Here is a 20,861-nt window from a genome sequence, read left to right as displayed (position 1 = left end):
GGATTTTGCGATATAAAAAATAGGGGTGCTTCCGGTGGTGATACAGGGAGAGAAATCTAGTTCAGCTTAGGGAAATGTCGTTCATGTTGCAGCAGTTGGATAATGACGCGCTGGGGCTTTTCTACGGAAGATTGCACCTCTATTGTGGGCGTGAATGAAACTTTTGCTGCGAGAGAAGAACAGCGTCGAGGGAAGCCGGGAAGCTGGTTCAGCCCGGTTATTAAGCCAGGGTAGGGAGGAGAGTCTTGTGTACTGGAATCGCAGGGAAGGCAGACTGCACCTGAGAGGGCGATCGCCATCGGGTTCCAGAAGAGTACACTCGGCCTAAATCTCTCGCCATTTTCAGGCACAACCGCTACCCTAGAATAATAAAGCACCGCTTTAGACCCTTCTTGCCCATCGACCTCGATCAGTCTTGCGCGGCGCTGTGGGTGCTTTTTTCACTCTGACATAGGGGAGTTCATGTTAGCCAAAATAACAGTTTATGCACAATCGTCCTGAGTACCATTCCGATAGTAAATCTTTCCCGCTGTGAATGTAGTCGCCACTCAACATACACCCTAAATAGTAATGCATCGTCTGATGAGAAAATTCGCATCCGAAAGGAATTTCCTAAAGCGGTTATTCCTGAAAATTAGCCAAAGTTTCAAGACATTGGTTTCGCTGTTCTTCCTGTCAAACGGGAAGCAAAAAATGTCCAAAGCCAAGCGGTTATTGATTTTGTTTTTGGCATTTTTCATCTTGCCCGTAACCTTTGGACTATTTTCGGGTCAGGCTAGTAGCCAAATGCCGGAACCGAGATATTACAGCCAAAATATACCCATTCCCGTACCCGATGAGTGGGGAGATGAAGACGGTAATAATGCAGACAGTGATAACAGCGAGGAGAGTGAGGTAGACGAAAACGGGGATGCCCTGCAACCGTTTGATGAAGTGATCAAAGATGCTGAAAAACTCCCCGGACTTTTCACCCTTTACCACAATAAGAAAACGGGCAAAGCTTACCTAGAGATTCAGCCCGAACAACTAGATACCAACTTCTTATGCGTGATGACATTAGCATCCGGCATTGGAGAAGGCGGATTGTTCCGGGGAATGCCTCTGGAGGATTTTCTCTTTTTCTTTAAACGGGTGAATAAAAACATCCATTTTGGGGTGAGGAATGTTTATTTCCGTGCAAGTGCGGGAGATCCCATTGAGCGATCGCTCAACCGATCCTTTAGTGATTCTGTTTTGGCTTCTTTACCCATTGAAAGCATTCATCCCGACCGGGAAAGCCTGCTGATTGACCTCAATAAACTCCTGATTGAGCGCCAGGATATTAGTGGTTTAACCTCAATTTTACCCTGGTTATTAGGAAGTGCCTATGTTCGAGATACCGATAAATCTTATTTTGGGCGAATTCAAAACTTCCCCGCTAATGTAGAAATTGAGTCCGTTTATGGGTTCACGGGTGGGGATGATTTATTTGCCAATGTCGAGAGTTTGCCCGATAGTCGGGGGTTTTCTCTCAACGTGAATTATAGCTTTTCTGCACTGCCGGTTAATAATGGCTTTCGCCCTCGATTAGCAGATAACCGAGTGGGTTATTTTATCACCGCCTATCAAGATTTATCCGACAGGCGCAGTAAAGAACCCTTCCAGCGTTATATTAACCGCTGGAATTTGGAAAAAGAAAACCCCGATGCGCCTCTTTCTCCCCCAAAACAGCCGATCATTTTTTGGATTGAAAATAACGTTCCGGTAGAATATCGGGATGCCCTGCGCGAAGGTATTGAAGTCTGGAATCAGGCATTTGAGAAAGCAGGATTTATTAATGCGATCGAAGCCCGACAGATGCCCGATAATGCAGTTTGGGCTCCGTCAGATGTGCGCTACAATACGATTCGTTGGTCCAGTTCTTTTGAATCCTGGTTTGCCGGAGTCGGTCCCTCTCGGGTCAATCCTCTCACTGGAGAAATTTTAGACGCGGATATTCTTATTGATGGGAATATTGTGCGCAGTATCAAAAATGAATATCGTACCCTGGTTCAACAAGAACCCAATGCTTCAGAGATGACCTTTTTGGGCAAAATGTTACAGGGGACTCCCTGCTTTCCGGGGATGAGTGGCAACTCCAGCATGGCTAATACAGAAGCGATGATGGGAAATTCTGGTGCCCCGGTACAGCAACCGCCCCAGGTGCATAGCTTCGTACGCAAGATGATGGAAAGATATGACCTCTGCTATGGCATGGAAGCACCCCAACAGTTGGCGATCGGGGCAATGGGTTTGTCCATGCTGCATAATGCCTTTCCCAGTGGGGAGGAAATGACACAATATATCAATCAGTATCTAACCTTCCTCACAGCCCACGAAGTCGGTCATACCTTGGGACTACGGCACAACTTCCACGGTAGTACCATGTTATCACCGGAGGAGTTGCATAATACAGCACTGACTCGTACAGAAGGTATGGTTGCCTCGGTGATGGACTATGTACCTGTGAACTTGGCACCGAGTGATCACAAACAGGGTGACTTTTTCCCCATGTTAGTCGGTCCTTATGATGAATGGGCGATCGAGTACGGGTATAAACCCATGCCTGAGATGCTACCTCAACAAGAACAGCGGGAACTGGAACGAATTGCCGCTGAAAGTAGCAATAACCCTGATTTAGCGTATGCCCCTGATGAGGATTCGATGGATATTCTCAACCCAGCGGCGAATATGTTTGATCTCAGTGGAGATATGTTGCAATACTCCGAGTGGCAGTTGGAAAATGCCCGGGAAATGTGGGAACGCCTGGATACACGCTATCCCGTCAGTGGCGAAAGTTTCACCGAAGTCCGGCGGATGTTTGATACGGTGTTTTCCTATTATTTCCGACAGGCAATGAATGCGACTCTTTATATTGGGGGTCAATGGTTTAATCGGAATCATTCGGATGGCAATGGACGCTTACCCTTTGAACCTGTCTCTGTGGAGAAACAGCGTCAGAGTTTGGCATTGCTGCAAAAGTACATTTTCGATGAAACCGCATTACAATTTCCGCCGCAACTGCTGAATAAATTAGCCCCCGATCGCTGGTATCATTGGGGTGCAGTTCCTGTGGTTTATCCCCTGGATTATCCGATTCATCAACGGATTAATTTATTGCAACGGGTCGTTTTACGCGAGTTGTTTTCCTATCCAAGGCTGATCCGCTTACAGGATTTAGAACTAAAAACGGAACCGGGTCAAGCCTTGACCATGCAGGAATTATTTGACACCCTAGAAGGGGGAATTTGGACCGAAGTTGTGAAGCGCCCCGATGACCTAAAAGTGATTTCCAGTGTCCGTCGGAGTCTCCAACGGGAACATCTGGGGATGTTAATCGCAATGGTTTTGCGGAACTCCAATGTTCCTGATGAAGCCCGAACCCTCGCCCGATATAACTTACGGCAACTCCAAGAGGAAGTAGACAATACCCTAAAACGGCGAGGACGACATCTGGATACTGCCAGTAAAGCCCACCTAGAGGAAACCCGCGATCGCATTGATAAAACCCTAGAGGCGCAGTTCCAGTCGGGTTGAGATTGAGATTGAGGAGATGGGGAGGATGGGGGAGATGGGGAGGATGGGGAGGATGGGGAGGATGGGGAGAAGTTGCTTCTTCCTGTTTGTAGTATGTAGTAACGAGTTCAGTCGTTCTCCCCTTCCGCAGGAGAGCCAATGCAGTACAATTCTCTAAAAGCATCTGGAATGCCAGTGCTTTTTGTGAATTCTCCTTTACTCCAACTCCTCCTGACCCTTTTTTCTAATAGACTGGCACATGACATTTATCTCGATTGTCTACGCCCTGTTTCTCCTAAGCATCCTGGGTATCTACTGGACCGTTAACAAACAGCGATCGCGCCTGTGGATTATCTTAATCGCCAGCTTAGTCTTTTACGCCTCCCTCCAGGTGGAGTACATTCCTCTCTTGCTGGCAGGGACTTGGATTAACTACCGCATTGGACGGGCAATTTCTAAAACCTCCGAACGTCAACCCAACCCCCAAACCTGGCAACTGGTTACCGACGACTGGCAAACCCAATTTGCCGCCTGGGAACGCCGCCGCCTCATCGGATTATGGGGCGGTATCCTCTTCAACATCCTGGTACTCGCCGGGTTCAAATACATTCCCTTTATTTTCAACACCCTAGGGACCTGGGTGGGCTTACCCGCCGCCCAAGAAACCGCCAGTTGGTTTCAACAGAACATTCTCCCCCCATTGGGACTCAGTTTTTTCGTCTTTGAATGTATTGCTTACCTCATCGACGTGTATCGCGGTTCCCCCGCCTCCGCCCAATTTCTGCGCTTTGCCTCCTATAAACTCTTCTTTCCCAAACTCATCTCGGGACCCATCACCCGGTATCATCACTTCCAACGACAACTCAAAACCCTGATTTTTCCCTCCTCCCATGACTGGGTAGAAGGACTTTGGTTGATTGGCTGTGGCGCATTCAAAAAAGGCATCGTTGCCGATCGCCTCGGAATCTTCGTCACCCTCAGCTTTGACAACGTTCAACGCGCCGGTAGCGGTGACCTTTGGCTTGCTACCATAGCCTATGGTTTGCAACTGTTTCTCGACTTTAGCGGTTATGTCGATATCGCCCGAGGTAGCGCTATCCTTCTCGGATTCAACCTCCCCAAAAACTTCAACTTTCCCTACTTCAGCACCAGCATTGCCGACTTTTGGCGACGCTGGCACATCACCTTGGGAGATTGGTTAAGAAACTACCTGTATTTCCCCCTAGGCGGGTCCCGCGTCGGATTAGCCCGTACCTGCCTGAACTTAATCATCGTCATGTTAATCGCCGGAATTTGGCATGGTGCCGCCTGGGGATTCATCCTCTGGGGTGCAATCCACGGCATTGCGTTAGCCATACATCGCCTCACAGATATCCTCTCCAAACGAGTTGAGGGGTTAAAACTCTGGTGGAAAAGCATCCCTGGGATTTTACTCGGTTGGTTTCTCACTCAAACCCTCGTCTTTTTAGCCTGGATTCCCTTCCGCCTGCCCAACCTCAAAGAAGCAGGATGGGTGATGCAGCACTTCTGGGGACATACCGGGGACATCCAATTCACCCAGAAAGTTTATCTGGAAACCCTAGGCTTACAGCGCATCGAAGTCACCTTATTATTAGTCTTAATTTGGCTCATCATGACCCTAAGTTACGCCATGAATCGGGGCTTAAAATTGCAGCTAAACTGGCCGATTAAAATTGCCTTGGTTCCCCTGTGTTTATATGCGGTTTGGATTTTCGCCCCAGAAGGCGGCTTACCTTATATCTACTTCGATTTTTAAAAAGTCCTTTACCTGTAAGGGCTGGGCTTTATTGACCCAGCCTTTGCAGGCGGGCTACTTCAAAATAAAGGATGTTGAAAGCTGGATTTTTTAGGGGAATATTAAACTTCACGACCACGGGCATTTCTGGATGGTTATTAATCATAACTGAAGTTGTGATATTGTCTTATTTAATATGATTTAAATAAAAACCTGGATGACTACAAAAAATAATTTATTATCCGGTTTATTTTGTAATAAAATAAAGGTTAAAGGAGTTAATTTAATAGGTTTCCCTGATCGATTGTAACTGAAGCATTTTTACCAAAATAGTTTGAGCTTGACGGAACATTAATGCTTAGAAAAATCGGGGATTGTGGGGTTGATTTCCGGGAACCATTGGATGGGCGATCGCCTGACGGCCCTCAAGGAAGGATTGTCAATGGTTCGGGAGAAACAAAGCATTAGCTATAATGAACTTCAGCAACCCTTTTCACCCATTTCTGACTCCTAACTGACTGCTAACCTGAACGGCATTTGAGGAACGACTGTCATGCAACTAGAGATACAACCTGAACAAACACAGAGTAATTCACCAGACGATCGCCTCAATTGGGAAGTGAATCGTCGGCGAAATTTTGCTATTATTTCTCACCCTGATGCCGGTAAAACCACCCTTACCGAGAAACTTTTGCTGTATGGAGGGGCAATCCAAGAAGCGGGGGCTGTTAAAGCAAAACGGGCGCAACGTAGCGCGACGTCGGACTGGATGGCAATGGAACAACAGCGGGGTATTTCGATTACCTCCACGGTTCTCCAATTCGAGTATCAACAACATTTACTGAACCTCTTGGATACCCCGGGGCACCAAGACTTTAGTGAAGATACTTATCGAACTTTGGCAGCGGCAGATAATGCAGTGATGCTGATTGATGCGGCGAAAGGGTTAGAGACTCAAACCCGGAAATTGTTTGAAGTCTGCCGGATGCGACAACTCCCGATTTTTACCTTCATTAATAAACTCGATCGCCCGAGTTTATCGCCCCTGGAGTTGATTGATGAAATTGAACAGGAATTAGGATTAAGCACCTATGTGGTAAACTGGCCGATCGGAACGGGCGATCGCTTCCGGGGAGTGGTCGATCGCCGTCAACAGAAAATTCACCTGTTTGAAAAGACTGCCTCCCACGGAAGCAAAAAAGTAACAGATACCATAATGTCGGTAGATGACCCTCGCCTAAAGTCATTGTTAGAAGCAGATTTATATCAACAGCTTCAGGATGATTTAGAACTGCTGGATGGAGTCAGTCCGGAACTGGATTTAGAAGCGATTCATCACGGTCAATTGACCCCGGTGTTCTTTGGGAGTGCGATGAATAACTTTGGGGTAGAGTTGTTTTTAGAAGCCTTTTTAGACTATGCGATCGCCCCGGCCCCCCATGAGAGTGACCAGGGAGAAATTGCGCCAACCTATCCAGAATTTTCGGGATTTGTGTTTAAATTACAGGCGAACATGGATCCAAAACATCGCGATCGCGTTGCTTTTTTGCGCGTCTGTTCCGGTCAGTTTGAAAAAGACATGGTGGTAACCCATACTCGCACGGGTAAGACGATTCGCCTCTCCCGTCCGCAGAAATTATTTGCCCAGGACCGGGAAACCGTCGAAGTTGCTTATGCCGGAGATGTAGTAGGATTAAATAACCCGGGTAGCTTTGCGATCGGGGATACGGTTTGTATGGGGAAACCGATTCGCTATCCTGAAATTCCCTCCTTCTCCCCGGAACTGTTTGCCTTCCTTAAAAATGCTGACCCGACGAAGTACAAAAACTTTAATAAAGGGGTCTCAGAATTGCAAGAAGAAGGGGCAGTTCAAATTCTTAATTCCACTGATGAAAGTAAACGGGATCCAATTTTAGCGGCGGTTGGACAACTTCAATTTGAAGTCGTCCAATTCCGGTTAAGTAATGAGTATGGCGTAGAAACTCGCCTAGAAATCTTACCTTATTCCGTCGCCCGCTGGGTGGTTGGGGGGTGGGAAACCCTGGAAAAAGTCGGTCGTCTGTTTAATACCTTTATTGCCAAAGACCGATGGGGTCGTCCCGTTTTATTGTTTAATAATCAGTGGAATTTGGATCAAAACTTGGCGGATCATCCCGAACTCAAGGTCAGCCCGATCGCCCTTCCTCCCTCCTAATCCTTTCCAGGAGAATTCCAACTTGGGACGGGGTGTCAAATGTTCTGGGAATTGCTTTAATTAAAGAATGCTCAGGCTGACATACCCGTTTTCTAACCTTTTACCTTGTCCGATTCACTCTAAGCTCATGACTTACTATATTGCTCCCAGATTCCTCAATAAATTAGCCGTTCATATTACCAAGAATTTTCTCGATTTACCGGGCATTAATGCCCCGCTAATTTTAGGGATTCATGGTCACAAGGGAGAAGGAAAATCTTTCCAATGTGAATTAGTTTTCAAACGGATGAAAGTCCAAGCGATTCATCTATCCGCTGGTGAATTAGAAAGCCCGGATGCGGGTGATCCTTCTAGGTTGGTGCGCTTTCGGTATCGAGAAGCAGCAGATATTATTACAAAACATGGCAAATTAGCTGTGTTAATGATTAATGATATTGATGCTGGTGCAGGACGCGTGGATAGCGGAACCCAGTACACGGTTAATACGCAATTAGTCAATGCCACCTTGATGAACATTGCGGACAATCCCACAAATGTTCAGCTTCCCGGTAGCTACGATAGTGAACCGTTGCCTCGGGTGCCCATTATTGTGACGGGGAATGATTTTGGGACCTTATATGCGCCATTGGTTCGCGATGGACGCATGGACAAATTCTATTGGGAACCTAATCGAGAGGACCGACTAGAAATTGTTAATGGAATTTTTACTCCCGATGGACTAAACCGGCAGCAAATTGAACAACTGGTGTCTAAATTTGAGGGTCAGTCCATTGATTTTTTTAGTGCCTTGCGGGCCAGTATTTATGATGAGCAAATTCTGGCATTTATTGAAAAAACAGGGTTTGATAAAATTGGGCTAAAAGTTGCCAATAGTACGGAAAAGCATAGTTTCATAAAACCCGATTTCCGCTTGGAACACCTAATAGAAAAAGGTGAGCAAATGGTGAAAGAACAGCAACATATTCAAGAGTTGCGATTGGTAGCGGCTTATAACCGTTCTTTGGCGGAAAGTAACACAGCACAACGCTATGGGTTTATGCCGGGACAACCTCCTGTTTCTGGAAATGGAATCCGTCAGGAAAATCAGGGTTTTAATGCTCAACCCCCAGTTTCCAAGGGTTCTCCCTCTGCGGAGGTGTCTCGTCCCCAAAACAAACCTCAATCTCCTACTGCAACCTTAGACCCCGATGCAGTGCAACAAATCCGACAGTTAATGTCACAAGGGTATCCCATTGGCATCGAACACGTCGATCGCCGCCGGTTTAGAACCGGGTCCTGGCAAAGTTGCGGATGCATTCAAACGGGGAATGAATCCGAGGCGATCGCCGCTTTAAATTCCTGTTTAGCCAACTTTGCCGGGGAATATGTGCGCCTATTTGGAGTGGATGGAAATAAGCGCCGAGTGATGGAAACCATCATTCAACGTCCAGATTCCTAACATGATTGATGAGGTAGTAACCGGAATTCAAGGATTAGTAATTGGGTTAAGTTACCTGGGATTGGGATTAGGTTATGTCCCCGGTTTCCGGATGAATCGGGCAACAATTTCCCTGATTAGTTCGGCGGTATTGATTGCATTGGGGACATTGAGTTTAGAACAGGCATGGGAAGCTATTGATCCAGGAACCATTGTCTTTTTATTAAGCATGATGGTGATTAATGCATACCTGTCTTATTCTGGGTTTTTTAACCTTGCATTACTCTACCTGTTGCGCTGGACTCGCAGTCCTTTTGGGTTATTAGTATTGTTAACTGTGGGAACTGGGGTATTATCCGCCTTTTTCCTAAATGATACGTTGGCCCTAGTGAGCACTCCTTTAACCTTGCAATTAGCGCGAAGTTTAGGACTGAATCCGATTCCCTACCTGTTGGCGATCGCTGGGGCTACCAATATTGGGTCCTTAGCAACCCTCAGTGGCAATCCCCAGAATATTCTCGTCGGTTCCTTTTCCGGTATCAGCTACCTCGATTTTGCCACTGCTTTAACCCCCATTGCGATCGCCGGGATGGGGGTACAAATCGGGCTATTATGGTGGTTGTATCCTGAAGTGAGAACTCTCACCCCTTGTCCCCCCAATCCTCTCCCCCGGTTACGTCTCCATCGCGCCCTATTAATCAAAACCCTGATTGTCACCAGCTTCCTGCTGATAGCATTTGCCGTCGGACTCCCCTTAGCTGATTCTGCATTTCTTGCCGCCGCCGCATTATTAATTACCCGCCGCATCAAACCGAAACGAGTCTTAATGCAGGTAGACTGGTCTTTATTAGTGATGTTTTCCGGGTTGTTTATCCTCACCCGTTGCGTTCAATCTTTGCAATTATTGGAGGGATTTTCCGGCTGGATTACTCATCCCGTGGGGTTGTTAACCGTAACTACAGTGCTTTCTAATTTGATTTCCAATGTACCCGCAGTGTTGCTGCTGCAATCGTTGATTAACCCCAATGCTACGGAAAGTTGGTTACTATTAGCCGCAGGGGCAACCTTAGCCGGTAACCTCACTCTATTCGGATCTGTTGCTAATTTGATTATGGTAGAAGCAGCGGCGGGTTTGGGATATCGCCTTTCTTTTGGCGAACACCTGCGATTTGGATTACCCTTAACCTTAATTATTCTGGTTCTCACCTATTTCTGGATCGGCTTGCGGTGATGTTATTATTATTTCGGACTATCCACCGAGAAAAATAGTAGGATGGGTCAGATATTTAGGTGCTGATTGAGTTAGCAATGCTTAATAGTCTGACGCACCCTACATAACGTTGAGTGAATGATACTTTTCCTTTAATCTGCCCTTAAACAGTGAAACTTTTGTTGCTTAAAACCCCGTTAGCGACATCTTCAATCAGTTGAATATGGCGTTTGAGTAAATGCGGCATGGCATACCGTTCGATCGCCGTTTCTCGGGCTTTTTTCCGAATCTCTGCCATACGAGTGGGATGATTGAACACTTCATCGACGCGATCGGCGATTTGTTTGGGGGAGAAAAAGTCTACGAGTAATCCATTTTCCCCATCGGTGATGACTTCTCGCACAGGTTGAGTATCGGACCCCAAAACTAAGCAACCTGTAGAGAGGGATTCAATCATCGACCAAGATAAAACAAAAGGTCGGGTGAGATAAACATGAACGTCTGACGCTTGAATCACTTTTAAATATAATCCATAAGGCAAGGAACCGACAAAGTGAACTCGGGTTAAGTCGAGGGGGACTTTTTTGAGCATATAATCTTTGTAGGTTTCCCCATTGGGGAGGGATTTGCCGTAACAAACGCGATCGGAACCGACGACGACGACATGACAATTAGGACGGCGTTCCTGAATATAACCTACTGCTTCGATAAATTCAGGAAATCCGCGATAGGGTTCCATGCCTCGCGCCACATAGGTGACGAGTTCATCTACATGGGATAAATCAAGGTTAGGGAGGACTAATTTTGCCCCGGGTTCGGGTTTGAAATATTCGGTATCGACGCCATCATGAACAACGGAAATTTTACTATGAAATTCCGGGGGAAATTGCGATCGCTGCCAATAGGTGGGAGAAACTCCCCAATCGCAAGAGGCTAAGTCAATTAAAATAGGAGCATTTTTAACTCGAATTCGAGCCACATCATCGGCATTTAAAGGATCGTTGGGGTCAAAGTTGGCATCAGACCCGTAGGCATGATAATACCATTCAAAATAGCACATTAAGGGAGTTTCTGGATAAATATCCTTGGCAAATATCGTCGGACCCCAACCGGAATGACCGTAAATCACATCGGGGACAAATCCTTGGCTTTTGAGTTGTTCTGCCATGCGATAAACCGCTTGTCCATAAATCACCGCACTTTCTAGGGGACGAACATAATGGTGAGTCCCTGGATGGGGGTCGCGACTGGGGGAAAATAAGGCTTTTTTGACCCCAGGAATGACCCATTCAGGCCGTTCATTTTTGGTCCCAAACACAACTTGATTGTTAGGATTGCTGGCTAATACCGTCGCTAAATGACGAAACTGGGCGGGAAAGTTAGGATGCAGAAAGAGAATTTGCATGAGCTATAATTGCAACAGTTAGGGTAAACAATAAGGGGCAAAAATTAAGATTAGGAACAAAAAGTTAATAACCTTTTGTTCCTAATCTTAAGGGGGAACAAGTTAAACGAGGGGGGCTTTGCAGACCCAAACACAATCTCGGGGAACCGACTGAGTGTCTTTGACTAGAATTTCATAGTTGAGATGGGTGAGAAATTTTTCCATTATATGATCACTCATCACAGAAAATGCTGAACCATGCCGTTGCCCTCGTAAATTGAGATGCCATTCACTCAAAAACTTTTGCCAACCCAATTCGCTGAGAATGTTTGTATGGTGGAAAATACAGAGGCGATCGCCTCGCAGGAAGGCCGGAATTTGAGTCAAATAATTGAAAATATCGCGAGGTTCCAAATGTACCATCGTATCGTAACAGAAACAGATATCAACAGAATGGGCTTCGATCGCACTGAGAGTCAGTCCATCGAGTTTGAGATAACTCACGCGATCGTCCCCGAGGTGCGATCGCGTAGCTTCCAGCATCTTACTAGAAATGTCCGCACAAATTAGCGTTTTGCAGTGTTTGAGCAACAATGCCCCTGTTTTGCCACCCCCCACGCCGATTTCTAAAACCCGATGTTCCTGCCCGATATAAGGCTGAATGAAGCGCTGTTCAATGAGGGTTTCATATTCGGCGAGGCTAGTAGCAGCCCCTGCCCCTTTTCCAATCCATTCATCACCAATGCGATCGAGTTCAGGATGCAACTCTTGCCAAACCTCGGCGTAAGCATCCCAGGTCCCTTCATAGTCAATGCCATGATTGGTCTTTTCCATTGCGGTGTTTTACACCTCCGAATTAGACAACATTAAAACGAACTTTGATGACCGATCCTCCACCCCCTTTCTCTACTGGGATGACTCTCCTCCCGCATTTTCTTACCACATTATGGGCATTTAATCCCAAGAAAAGTTGAGGGAAAATTCATCCAAAAGATGCTGGTTGTGCGGCTGAAAATATTCATTCAAGATGGATTGGAGTCCATCCGGCAGGGTAGCATACTCTCCCGCATTGTGCTTGGGATAGTCAGCAATTTCCATTGGGGGAACCCCTAAAAATGCTAAGGTTTCAGCGAGGGTAGCCGCCGGATTGGCATAAAATACTTCGCTTGAAAGGATTAAGAATTGCTCTCTGGGGAAAAGTTCCATCCAACTTTGGAGTTGATTGACATAAATTCCCCGAGATAAATAGGTGTAATGTTGATGATTGTAACTATAATAGTTAGGGTCAGCCCACATTTTTTCCACTTCCCCGGCGAGTCTGGCGGGTTCTTGGGCGATCGCCTCAGCAAAAGAAAGCCTCTCAAAACCCAAGCGTACTGCATGATTATAATGAGACCAGGCCCTTTCTACAGGATGTCTCAGCAACACAATCAGCTTAACTTGGGGAAATAACGCCTTAACTCGATGGGGAACCAAGGGATGAAATAAATAATAAGGACTTGCTTCTCCCGTCAGTATCCCAGGTTGCAATTCTCGGGTCGGAAATTGTTCACGATACCAGTCAATTCCGTGATGAAAATTGAAGTCAAAAAAATGAACTTCTTTTTGAGTCGCCGGAAGAATTTGAGGATGTTGAGTTAAGTAACGATAGAGAGAAGTTGTCCCTCCTTTTTGGGTTCCGATAATCAAAAAATCTGGCATAATTGAGTTGAGGTGCGATCGCCTACCTTGTTTAAGGACTACAATAGCGGTACAGTAGCGTTAGAAAATCAGTGGTTTACTCAATTGTTGCTATTTCCTACTAAATCTGGGCTAAAACGCCGGGTTTTGGTCAGTGATATCGAAAACTGTCCCAATAGTTTAGGGCGTCAGTAGAGTAGAGGAAATACTCTCCCACTCCTATACAGTGGAGGGCTGGGGAATAGTGTGAGAATTAGCAAGATGAATTACAAAGGTTTCTTAGCAATCAAATAATTACAAGAGGCTAATTCTTCATTGGTTTTCGGATGAAGACAAGTTACAAAGTCTTGATCTAAATAGCTGTCCGGGTGCGCTAACAAGTCCCCAATTTTCATCTCTTTAAACGATTCGGCAATGGGTTGAGGTAACCCCTGGAGATAAGAGTTAAGAAACCAAGTTAAAGCTGTAATGGGTAATCCGGGCAGTTGGACGGTGCAATCTAAGGCGTCTAATTCGCTAAATAGATTTTTGAGACCACTGCTGGTCATATTATAGTAATGATCTGGATAGCCATGAAAAGGCTGGAGAAAAGGAACCGCTGCATAAAGGGTTCCCCCGGGTTTAAGAACGCGAGTAATTTCTTTGGCGCATTCAAAGGGGGTTTTAACGTGTTCTAACACCGCCAGGGAAAAGACGGCATCAAATGAATTGGATTTAAACGGAAGTTTTTCCCCAATACTAATGACATCGGTAGTGGGATAATCTACAATATCTAAATTGACGACATTAGGGTAATAGCGATTTCTCAACCCACAGCCATTATCTAAAATCAATCCCTGGGTAAGATCTTCGATTAACTGAAGGCTAATGGGGTCATAATCATTGGCAGAAATAGAAGCCGTTGATGTAACCTTGCCATATTCAGTGAGTTGGCGATTTAAAAAGTTATAGTGGGTAGAACTGAGTTGAAATTCTGAACTACAGTCCGCACAAGAGAGAACCAAGTTTTGTTCTTTTAGGCGATCGCTGCTACAAACTGGACATTGTAAAATCGGTCGAATTTTTTCCAGTTTGGCTTGTTTTTGCTGCAAAAACTCCCCACATAACTCTCCAGATATAAACAACTCGATCGGAAACCGATAGCGTTGTTCATCCATCTTAAACTGAATAAACCAACAGGTTCCTAGGGTAAGCTGACTGGTTAAAAGAAACCGCTGAAACCCGATCGCAGTACGATTGGGATAGGCGGATTCCACATCCGGGCGATCAACCACCATTAGGGGGTGAACCTGATTGGTTTCATTACAGAGAACCACCTCCTCGATCTGACTCGATTCATTTCCAACAATCCACCCCCGGACAATCACAAAAGCTGCCGACACGGATTCTTGAGCATGAGGAGAATCAATGCAGTATAAAAAAGGCTTAGAGGGCGTTTTTATCTGAGGCGTGGGCAAAAAATTTTTACCCACAAAGGCTTTTGCAAAAGACTTAAACTTTGAGGAATTAAACGTTTTCATCGGTGAAGTTACATCCTGATGCTCATAGGTTTCCTAACTCAAAATCAACTGGATTAAATCCAGATGCTATAATCTTCGCGATCGCGAGTTAAATTTGGACTATAGCACGGATCGTGGTGAATGATAGATTTCCAGCGATTCCGCATATAGTCAATTTCTTTAGAAAACCGAGCAATTTTTTCCGGCGTATCCTCGAATCCCCGACTTTTTGATTCATAGTGATACAAAACCACATGAGGCAAATAGAGATTTCGATACCCTTGTTCCCCCATTTTCAAACATAAGTCCACATCATTAAACGCGATGCTCAAATTTTCCTCATTGAATCCTCCCACCGATTCAAATACATCGCGACGACACATCAAACAAGCAGCAGTAACGGCAGAATAATTATTCACCGTTTTGAGTTGATAATAATATCCCGGAACCTGGGACGGAAAATGCTTATGACTGTGACCCGCAACTCCCCCTAACCCAATCACCACCCCAGCGTGTTGAATGGTATCATCCGGGTACAACAGCAACGCCCCAACTGCACCAATACTCGGGCGTTGAACCTGTTCTACCATCGCCGTCATCCATTCCCCATCCAGCACTTCCGTATCGTTATTTAAAAATAGCAAATACTGGCCTTCAGCTTGGGTTACGGCATAGTTATTAATTTGAGAAAAATTAAAGGGAATGTCGTATTGAATGCAGCGAAATCGATCCGGTTCTTTCGCTTGCCATTTACTGAATACCTCTAGGGTTTCCGGTTCATCACTGCCATTATCAATAACCAACACTTCATAATTAGGATAGGTGGTTTTCTCAAAAATTGAAGTCAGGCAGGTGTTGAGAATTGACCCCAAATTTCGCGTCGGAATAATCACCGTAACCCGTTGATAATCTTGGATATGATAGCGAACAATCCAATGACCTCCAGGAGTGGGGAGGACTCGTCCCGGTTCTCCCCGGCGGATTAAGGCTTCAGTGAGGGCTTTTTCAGCGGCATCAATGGCGTAGTTTTTGGTTTCTAAATCGCTGGCAGTGGATTGAGGATGAATGCGCCAGTGGTAGAGAATTTTGGGAATATGATAAATTTTATCCGTTTTTTCCGTAAATCTTAAGACAAAATCATAGTCTTGGGACCCTTCATAACCAATTCTAAATCCGCCAATTTCTTCCACGATCGCACGGCGATATAGTCCCAAATGGCAAGTGTACATCCGCGAGAGAAACGAATCAGGACACCAATCCGGTTTAAAAAACGGGTCCCGTAGCATATTGCTGTCATCAACTTTATCTTCATCGCTATAAATCATATCCGCATCAGGATAGAGATTTAGCCATAAAGCCATTTCATATAAAGCATCGGCATTGAGCATATCATCATGGTCTAATAGGGCAATATAATCCCCAGTTGCCAAGGCGATCGCCGAATTAGAAGCCGCCGAAATATGCCCATTTTTTTCGCGAAAAACTAACTTAATACGCTCATCTCGTTCCGCATACTCTTTTAAAATTCGCCGAATATGATCTGCCGTTGAAGCATCATCAGCGATGCAAAGTTCCCAATGGGGATAAATCTGAGAGGTCACTGAATCCAGTGCCATTCTCAAATAGAGTTCCGGTGTATTATAAACCGGCATGACGAGGCTAATTAATGGCTGATATTGAAAAACCTGTAACGTTTGTGCTTTGTGCCGTAAATCTGCTGCCCGAGATGAATTTTGTCCTAACCAGAAATGATAATCCGCATAAGGATGAGTGACTTCCGGTGCGCCAGGACCCGGAAGGGGATTATCATCCAATTTAAAATAAAGTTTCCGAAATAATCGCGCCAAGGCATAGCGGACGCCTTGGGTTTTAACTTTTTCGTAAAACCGCTTAGATAACCGCTGGGCGCGGGATAAGTTGTCGAGGGTTCGGGACAGAGGATGGTTTCGCATTCGTGCTTGATTTGATCAGGGTGCAGGGGTTTTCAAAAATCGGGGTGGGAGCGAGAAAAAGATTAAAATTTCCCGCAAAAATTGACCAACACTTTTATGAATTCATGTTCCATCTCTGCGGTTTGAACTAACATTCATCATCCCTTCACCGGATTTGTCATCCGGAAAGCTTGTTTTAGCTTAAACCATTGAGCCCGTAATTTCCAGAATTTACTGGTGTGCATCGCTGCTATTTCCAGTTGAGCTTGTTCGAGGGTGGCCTGAGTCTGTAAAATCTGGGATTGGAGTTGATGGTAGAGGCGATCGCGCTCAAGAAGTTGGCCCTCCCACTCTGCCTGGAGTTGGGCGATTTGCTGTTGGGACTGGTGAGTGAGCTCGTCTAGTTGTGCTTGCATCTGGGTCCGGGTTTGTTCGAGTTCCTGGTGGTGGCATTGCTGCGATCGCACCGCTTCCTCCCGTTGCACCTCAAAGTCAGCGCGAGATTGCGCCAACTGCTGCTGTAAATCCTGGATTTGCGACCCTAACGACTGCTTTTCTCCTTGCGATCGCCCCAATTGTTCTTGCAAATCTTGGATTTCCTCCTCCAACGCCGCTATTTTTGCCTTGGGGTCCAATGCTTCCGTTTCTTGTACTCTTGCTCTAAAAACTTGCAACTCGGTTTCTACTGTTTCCAATTGCGATCGCAGGACCTCTAATTTCACCGCAGTTTTGTTCAGCGTTGTGGCGAGTTCTTCGGTTTTCTCCTGTTCTTCTAACCGTTCGCACTCTTTTTGAGCGAAAATATTAGCAAAATTAGTCGTATATAATCCAATATGTTTGGTACAAATATAGCGAAATAATTCCCGGCGATTCTGAGGAATATTACAAGCACTCACCATTGAATTCGTCCGAAAGCGATACTCATACATCACGTCAGAAATATGGTGAAATTGCCAACCTTTCTCAGCCACACCCAGCCAAAAATCCCAATCTTCATACCCTAATTTTTGGGGAATCTTAGAATCATATCCCCCACAATCTTGCCAAACCGTTCTCCGAAACACCGCACAGGCATCAATATAATTTCCGGCTACGAGGCGATTGATATCAAAATCGGGAACCTCGACAACGCCTGTTTTTTCTCCGAATAATTCCGCATTGCCATAGACTACCCCCACTTCCGGATGTTCATCTAAAATAGCCACCGCATCGGTGATATAGGCAGGCTTAATTCTATTATCAGCATCCAAAGGTAAAATGTAGCGACCTTGAGCCTTTTGGATGCCGGTATTTCGGGCAGCAGCCAGTCCTTGATTAGATTGGTCAATCACCTGATATCCCTTTTCTTGTAAATAAGTCAGCACCTTTTGGGTAACTCGGGAAGTCGAACCATCATTAACAATTAAAATTTCATAAACCGCGTCTTGACAGCTTTCGACACTGGCGATCGCCTCTAAAACAAACTCTCCTTGGTTGTAACAAGGAATAATCACCGATACCGCTATCTTGGAAATTGCGTAGTCTGCTGCCGAGTCCGACATATTACCCTGGTCCTATAATTGGCTTGATTTCAGATGGATAGTGCGGGCAACTGCCCCTTTCAATTCAGACCATTTTACCTTGAGTTTCCAGAACTTCGAGGTTTCCATCCAAGCAATTTGGTCTCGAAGGCGATCGCATTCAGCCTGAATCTCACCCACCCCAGAAGCCGAATTTGTTAGGGTTGCAAGCTGAGTTTTTGCCTGGACCCCTTCATGATGTAACCACAGGGGATAAATTTCTAGGGGTAACGAATTTGAGTTCGGCTGTGGGATAAAATGACTAGGCAGATCCGCTGTCCAATCTAGTTGTTCTAAAATAGAAAGGTAGGGGAGTTCTGGATGTTGCAGAAACTGAACCAAGGGGCGGTCACTGGGCAATTCCTGAAACAAATTCGGGTCATAAATAGTTTTAAATCCTGAGTCATTTAACCCCGATTTGACAGGAAGATTTAACTTCGTTTCTAAAAGCTTGACCAGTTGGGTGGGCTGTGCTAAAAGGGCATTAATATTCACCAACAGACAGCGATCGGGATAGCGGCGATAAAAATCTAAAATATGACGGTTATAATAGGCCCAACTCCGGATCGCATAATCGGGACGCTGGGAAAAAATTCCACTATTTAAACGCAGAATAGAATCCACCACATCCCAGGGGAGACGATACACAAATAAATAACGGGCGTCAGGGAGTAACTCCTGCCAAAAATCCAGCATTAAGGAAGTTCGGGGGTCCTTCCACCCCCAGAGTCCTCCCTGAGTATTTCGCGAGTCAATTAACCCTTGTGCCGTTGCCAAACCCGTTTTAAAGTGGTCAACATTGAGGGATTCCTGTTCCGTCCAACCCCAATCCGGCCAACCGGGGACCCCAGGGGGACAACTGTCTTGGAGAAGCGATCGCTGGAACTCCAAAAAATCCAGGTCCTCGAAATACCCCTTGACATTAAAACAGTCTGCTTGATAAAGGCGATCGCCAAGTTCCACCCCGATGACTTTCATCAACGAAGCGATCAAAGAAGTTCCCGAACGGTGCATTCCGGTTACGATCAGGGGCAACGACATGGTTCCTTGTATCCGTATCAATTAAAGGACATTTCCTCCGTCCCATTCTCCCCCCTGAATCGAAGTTAATTAGGGGGTTTAGGGGGGATTTTTGGGGAATTTAGCCAGAAGTCTAATCAAATCAATTCAATTTCTTTGACCATTTCTGGGACTTCTGCATCAACCATAACGCTCGGTTTAACCAGCAAGTCTACAATGCCAGTTGCGGATAAGCTTTGTTCCTGTTGAACTCGAAACATTGCCACATCAATACAACGGGCTAAATAGGTAAAATCCCCCTTGACAATCCCTGAAACTCCCGCATTTAAAAAATAGACTCCCGGATTGAGCAAACATTTAAACCGGAATTTTACAACAACTTTTGTTCCCGGTTCAACATTTTGCAGAGAATGTTCGGAAAATGAATGAGACGCCCCACCCAGTTCCAAACCACTTATTGTTTTTACCAACATCCCACAACGGATTTGAGAGGCAGCCTCCAAAAATTCCACCGTATAAGTGTAGATATATTCGTGACGACCCACAAGATTGTTGACTTTTTTTCCCGTAGGAGTCAGAATCTGAGGGTCGATAATTTTCGCCCCCCGAGATTCATAATGTAGGGTATTGCTCGGTTGCAGTTCTTCATCATAATAAGCCCGCGCTGCCTGTTCTACTGGACCCGAGGAGGGAATAGCAAATTCACTGGAATTTGGGGTAAACAAGGGGAGTTTTTCCGTCTCGTCCGGCAGGTCTTTTTCTTGATTTAATTTGCGAATCTCTTCGCATAATGCCTCGACTTTATGGGGCGGAGAATAAATCAACTTTTGATATTTATCCACCACAATTTTCGGCGTATGATAGAGCAGCAATTCCCCATCATGCATAAAAATTGCGGAATCACATAACTCAATAATCATCGTAGCAGCGTGGGAGACAAATAAAATCGTCCCGCCTCGTTCTTGGATGGTTTCAATCCGCGCAAAGCATTTGCGTTGGAAGGCTTCATCTCCGACAGAGAGCGCTTCATCCACGATGAGAATATCCGGGTCAACGCTGGTGGCAACGGCAAAGGCCAAACGGACAAACATCCCACTGGAGTAGGTTTTGACCGGCTGATCTAGGAAATCGCCGATATCAGCAAAGGCAACAATTTCATCGAATCTATTCTCGACTTCTTGTTGAGATAGACCAAGTAACTGAGCGTTAAAAAAGACATTTTGCCGTCCGGTAAATTCCGGATTAAACCCACTGCCGAGTTCTAGGAGAGCGGAAATTCTGCCTTTGACTTCGACTTCACCGCTAGTAGGAGAAAGAGTACCAACAATGGTTTGGAGGAGGGTACTTTTTCCGGACCCATTGCGACCCACAACGCCGAGAGTTTTACCTTTAGGAAGTTCCAGGGAGATATCGCGTAAAGCCCAAAATTCATCCGATCGCACTTTGCCAGGGAGGAGAATTTCTTTCAGGCGATCGGCGGGATGGCGATAGCGCTTGAAGCATTTGGAAACATTTTTTAGCGAAATTGCAATTTCACCCATGAGTTTACTGGTGTATGAAACGGCCTGTTAATTTGTGGAGGAGATAGGGAGGATGGGGGAGATGGGGAGGATGGGGGAGATGGGGAGGATGGGGAGGATGGGGGGGATGGGGAGGATGGGGGAGAGAAATTAGTAA

Annotated in this window: 15 protein-coding genes; 7 read left to right on the top strand and 8 right to left on the bottom strand. The window is 45.7% G+C overall.

What is annotated here, in order from left to right; translation table 11 throughout:
* The first annotated feature begins 693 nt into the window (after positions 1 to 693).
* The 6 genes from NG796_RS20710 (at position 694) to NG796_RS20685 (ending at position 10,132) form a co-directional block, all read left to right on the top strand.
* On the top strand, positions 694 to 3,555 hold the full coding sequence (locus tag NG796_RS20710; RefSeq protein WP_261208957.1) for a zinc-dependent metalloprotease: 2,862 nt from the start codon (positions 694 to 696) through the stop codon (positions 3,553 to 3,555).
* A 238-nt stretch (positions 3,556 to 3,793) separates the two neighbouring features.
* Positions 3,794 to 5,311, top strand: a complete 1,518-nt coding sequence (locus NG796_RS20705) for an MBOAT family O-acyltransferase (protein ID WP_261208955.1) — start codon at positions 3,794 to 3,796, stop codon at positions 5,309 to 5,311.
* Positions 5,312 to 5,666: 355 nt separating this feature from the next.
* Entirely contained in the window at positions 5,667 to 5,804 is a 138-nt protein-coding gene (locus NG796_RS20700; RefSeq protein WP_261208954.1) for a hypothetical protein, read from the top strand.
* 39 nt (positions 5,805 to 5,843) lie between these two features.
* The gene (gene prfC, locus NG796_RS20695; protein WP_261208952.1) at positions 5,844 to 7,484 is read left to right on the top strand and encodes a peptide chain release factor 3; all 1,641 of its coding nucleotides are present in this window, start codon (positions 5,844 to 5,846) and stop codon (positions 7,482 to 7,484) included.
* A gap of 127 nt (positions 7,485 to 7,611) precedes the next feature.
* Complete coding sequence (locus NG796_RS20690) at positions 7,612 to 8,922, top strand: ribulose bisphosphate carboxylase small subunit (RefSeq protein ID WP_261208950.1); 1,311 nt, start codon at positions 7,612 to 7,614, stop codon at positions 8,920 to 8,922.
* Between the two features lies 1 nt (position 8,923).
* Positions 8,924 to 10,132 (top strand): anion transporter, encoded by a 1,209-nt coding sequence (locus NG796_RS20685; protein ID WP_261208948.1) that lies wholly within the window; start codon positions 8,924 to 8,926, stop codon positions 10,130 to 10,132.
* A gap of 142 nt (positions 10,133 to 10,274) precedes the next feature.
* Here NG796_RS20685 and NG796_RS20680 read toward each other — a convergent pair whose 3' ends face one another.
* The 3 genes from NG796_RS20680 to NG796_RS20670 all read right to left on the bottom strand — a co-directional run bounded on the left by NG796_RS20680 (position 10,275) and on the right by NG796_RS20670 (position 13,196).
* Positions 10,275 to 11,516, bottom strand: coding sequence for a glycosyltransferase family 4 protein (locus NG796_RS20680; RefSeq protein ID WP_261208946.1), 1,242 nt, complete (start codon positions 11,514 to 11,516; stop codon positions 10,275 to 10,277).
* A 102-nt stretch (positions 11,517 to 11,618) separates the two neighbouring features.
* On the bottom strand, positions 11,619 to 12,329 hold the full coding sequence (locus NG796_RS20675) for a class I SAM-dependent methyltransferase (protein WP_261208945.1): 711 nt from the start codon (positions 12,327 to 12,329) through the stop codon (positions 11,619 to 11,621).
* A gap of 120 nt (positions 12,330 to 12,449) precedes the next feature.
* Entirely contained in the window at positions 12,450 to 13,196 is a 747-nt protein-coding gene (locus NG796_RS20670) for a sulfotransferase domain-containing protein (RefSeq protein ID WP_261208943.1), read from the bottom strand.
* Positions 13,197 to 13,208: 12 nt separating this feature from the next.
* On the opposite strand from NG796_RS20670, the gene NG796_RS20665 reads away from it, so the two are divergent.
* Positions 13,209 to 13,370, top strand: a complete 162-nt coding sequence (locus tag NG796_RS20665) for a hypothetical protein (protein ID WP_261208941.1) — start codon at positions 13,209 to 13,211, stop codon at positions 13,368 to 13,370.
* 71 nt (positions 13,371 to 13,441) lie between these two features.
* Here the strand turns inward: NG796_RS20665 and NG796_RS20660 are convergent, their stop codons facing one another.
* The 5 genes from NG796_RS20660 to NG796_RS20640 form a co-directional block, all read right to left on the bottom strand.
* Positions 13,442 to 14,647 carry a class I SAM-dependent methyltransferase gene (locus tag NG796_RS20660; RefSeq protein ID WP_261208939.1) on the bottom strand — a complete coding sequence of 402 codons (1,206 nt, stop codon included), beginning with the start codon at positions 14,645 to 14,647 and terminating at the stop codon, positions 13,442 to 13,444.
* Between the two features lie 101 nt (positions 14,648 to 14,748).
* Positions 14,749 to 16,626, bottom strand: a complete 1,878-nt coding sequence (locus NG796_RS20655; protein WP_261208938.1) for a glycosyltransferase family 2 protein — start codon at positions 16,624 to 16,626, stop codon at positions 14,749 to 14,751.
* A 137-nt stretch (positions 16,627 to 16,763) separates the two neighbouring features.
* Positions 16,764 to 18,146 carry a glycosyltransferase family 2 protein gene (locus NG796_RS20650; protein ID WP_261208936.1) on the bottom strand — a complete coding sequence of 461 codons (1,383 nt, stop codon included), beginning with the start codon at positions 18,144 to 18,146 and terminating at the stop codon, positions 16,764 to 16,766.
* A 12-nt stretch (positions 18,147 to 18,158) separates the two neighbouring features.
* Complete coding sequence (locus NG796_RS20645; protein WP_261208934.1) at positions 18,159 to 19,205, bottom strand: sulfotransferase family protein; 1,047 nt, start codon at positions 19,203 to 19,205, stop codon at positions 18,159 to 18,161.
* Between the two features lie 116 nt (positions 19,206 to 19,321).
* Positions 19,322 to 20,725, bottom strand: coding sequence for an ABC transporter ATP-binding protein (locus NG796_RS20640; protein WP_261208931.1), 1,404 nt, complete (start codon positions 20,723 to 20,725; stop codon positions 19,322 to 19,324).
* Between the last annotated feature and the right edge of the window lie 136 nt (positions 20,726 to 20,861).

The organism is Laspinema sp. D2d (genome assembly GCF_025370755.1).
In the GTDB taxonomy this organism is placed as follows: Bacteria; Cyanobacteriota; Cyanobacteriia; order Cyanobacteriales; family Laspinemataceae; genus Laspinema.
This window is presented reverse-complemented; position numbering and strand designations above follow the sequence as displayed.

What these genes read in the sequence shown, in the direction of transcription:
- NG796_RS20690 (WP_261208950.1), top strand. Translation starts at nt 7,612, where the DNA reads ATGACTTACTATATTGCTCCCAGATTCCTCAATAAATTAGCCGTTCAT.
- NG796_RS20655 (WP_261208938.1), bottom strand. Translation starts at nt 16,626, where the DNA reads ATGCGAAACCATCCTCTGTCCCGAACCCTCGACAACTTATCCCGCGCC.
- prfC (WP_261208952.1), top strand. Translation starts at nt 5,844, where the DNA reads ATGCAACTAGAGATACAACCTGAACAAACACAGAGTAATTCACCAGAC.
- NG796_RS20685 (WP_261208948.1), top strand. Translation starts at nt 8,924, where the DNA reads ATGATTGATGAGGTAGTAACCGGAATTCAAGGATTAGTAATTGGGTTA.
- NG796_RS20650 (WP_261208936.1), bottom strand. Translation starts at nt 18,146, where the DNA reads ATGTCGGACTCGGCAGCAGACTACGCAATTTCCAAGATAGCGGTATCG.
- NG796_RS20670 (WP_261208943.1), bottom strand. Translation starts at nt 13,196, where the DNA reads ATGCCAGATTTTTTGATTATCGGAACCCAAAAAGGAGGGACAACTTCT.
- NG796_RS20645 (WP_261208934.1), bottom strand. Translation starts at nt 19,205, where the DNA reads ATGTCGTTGCCCCTGATCGTAACCGGAATGCACCGTTCGGGAACTTCT.
- NG796_RS20640 (WP_261208931.1), bottom strand. Translation starts at nt 20,725, where the DNA reads ATGGGTGAAATTGCAATTTCGCTAAAAAATGTTTCCAAATGCTTCAAG.
- NG796_RS20710 (WP_261208957.1), top strand. Translation starts at nt 694, where the DNA reads ATGTCCAAAGCCAAGCGGTTATTGATTTTGTTTTTGGCATTTTTCATC.
- NG796_RS20675 (WP_261208945.1), bottom strand. Translation starts at nt 12,329, where the DNA reads ATGGAAAAGACCAATCATGGCATTGACTATGAAGGGACCTGGGATGCT.
- NG796_RS20705 (WP_261208955.1), top strand. Translation starts at nt 3,794, where the DNA reads ATGACATTTATCTCGATTGTCTACGCCCTGTTTCTCCTAAGCATCCTG.
- NG796_RS20680 (WP_261208946.1), bottom strand. Translation starts at nt 11,516, where the DNA reads ATGCAAATTCTCTTTCTGCATCCTAACTTTCCCGCCCAGTTTCGTCAT.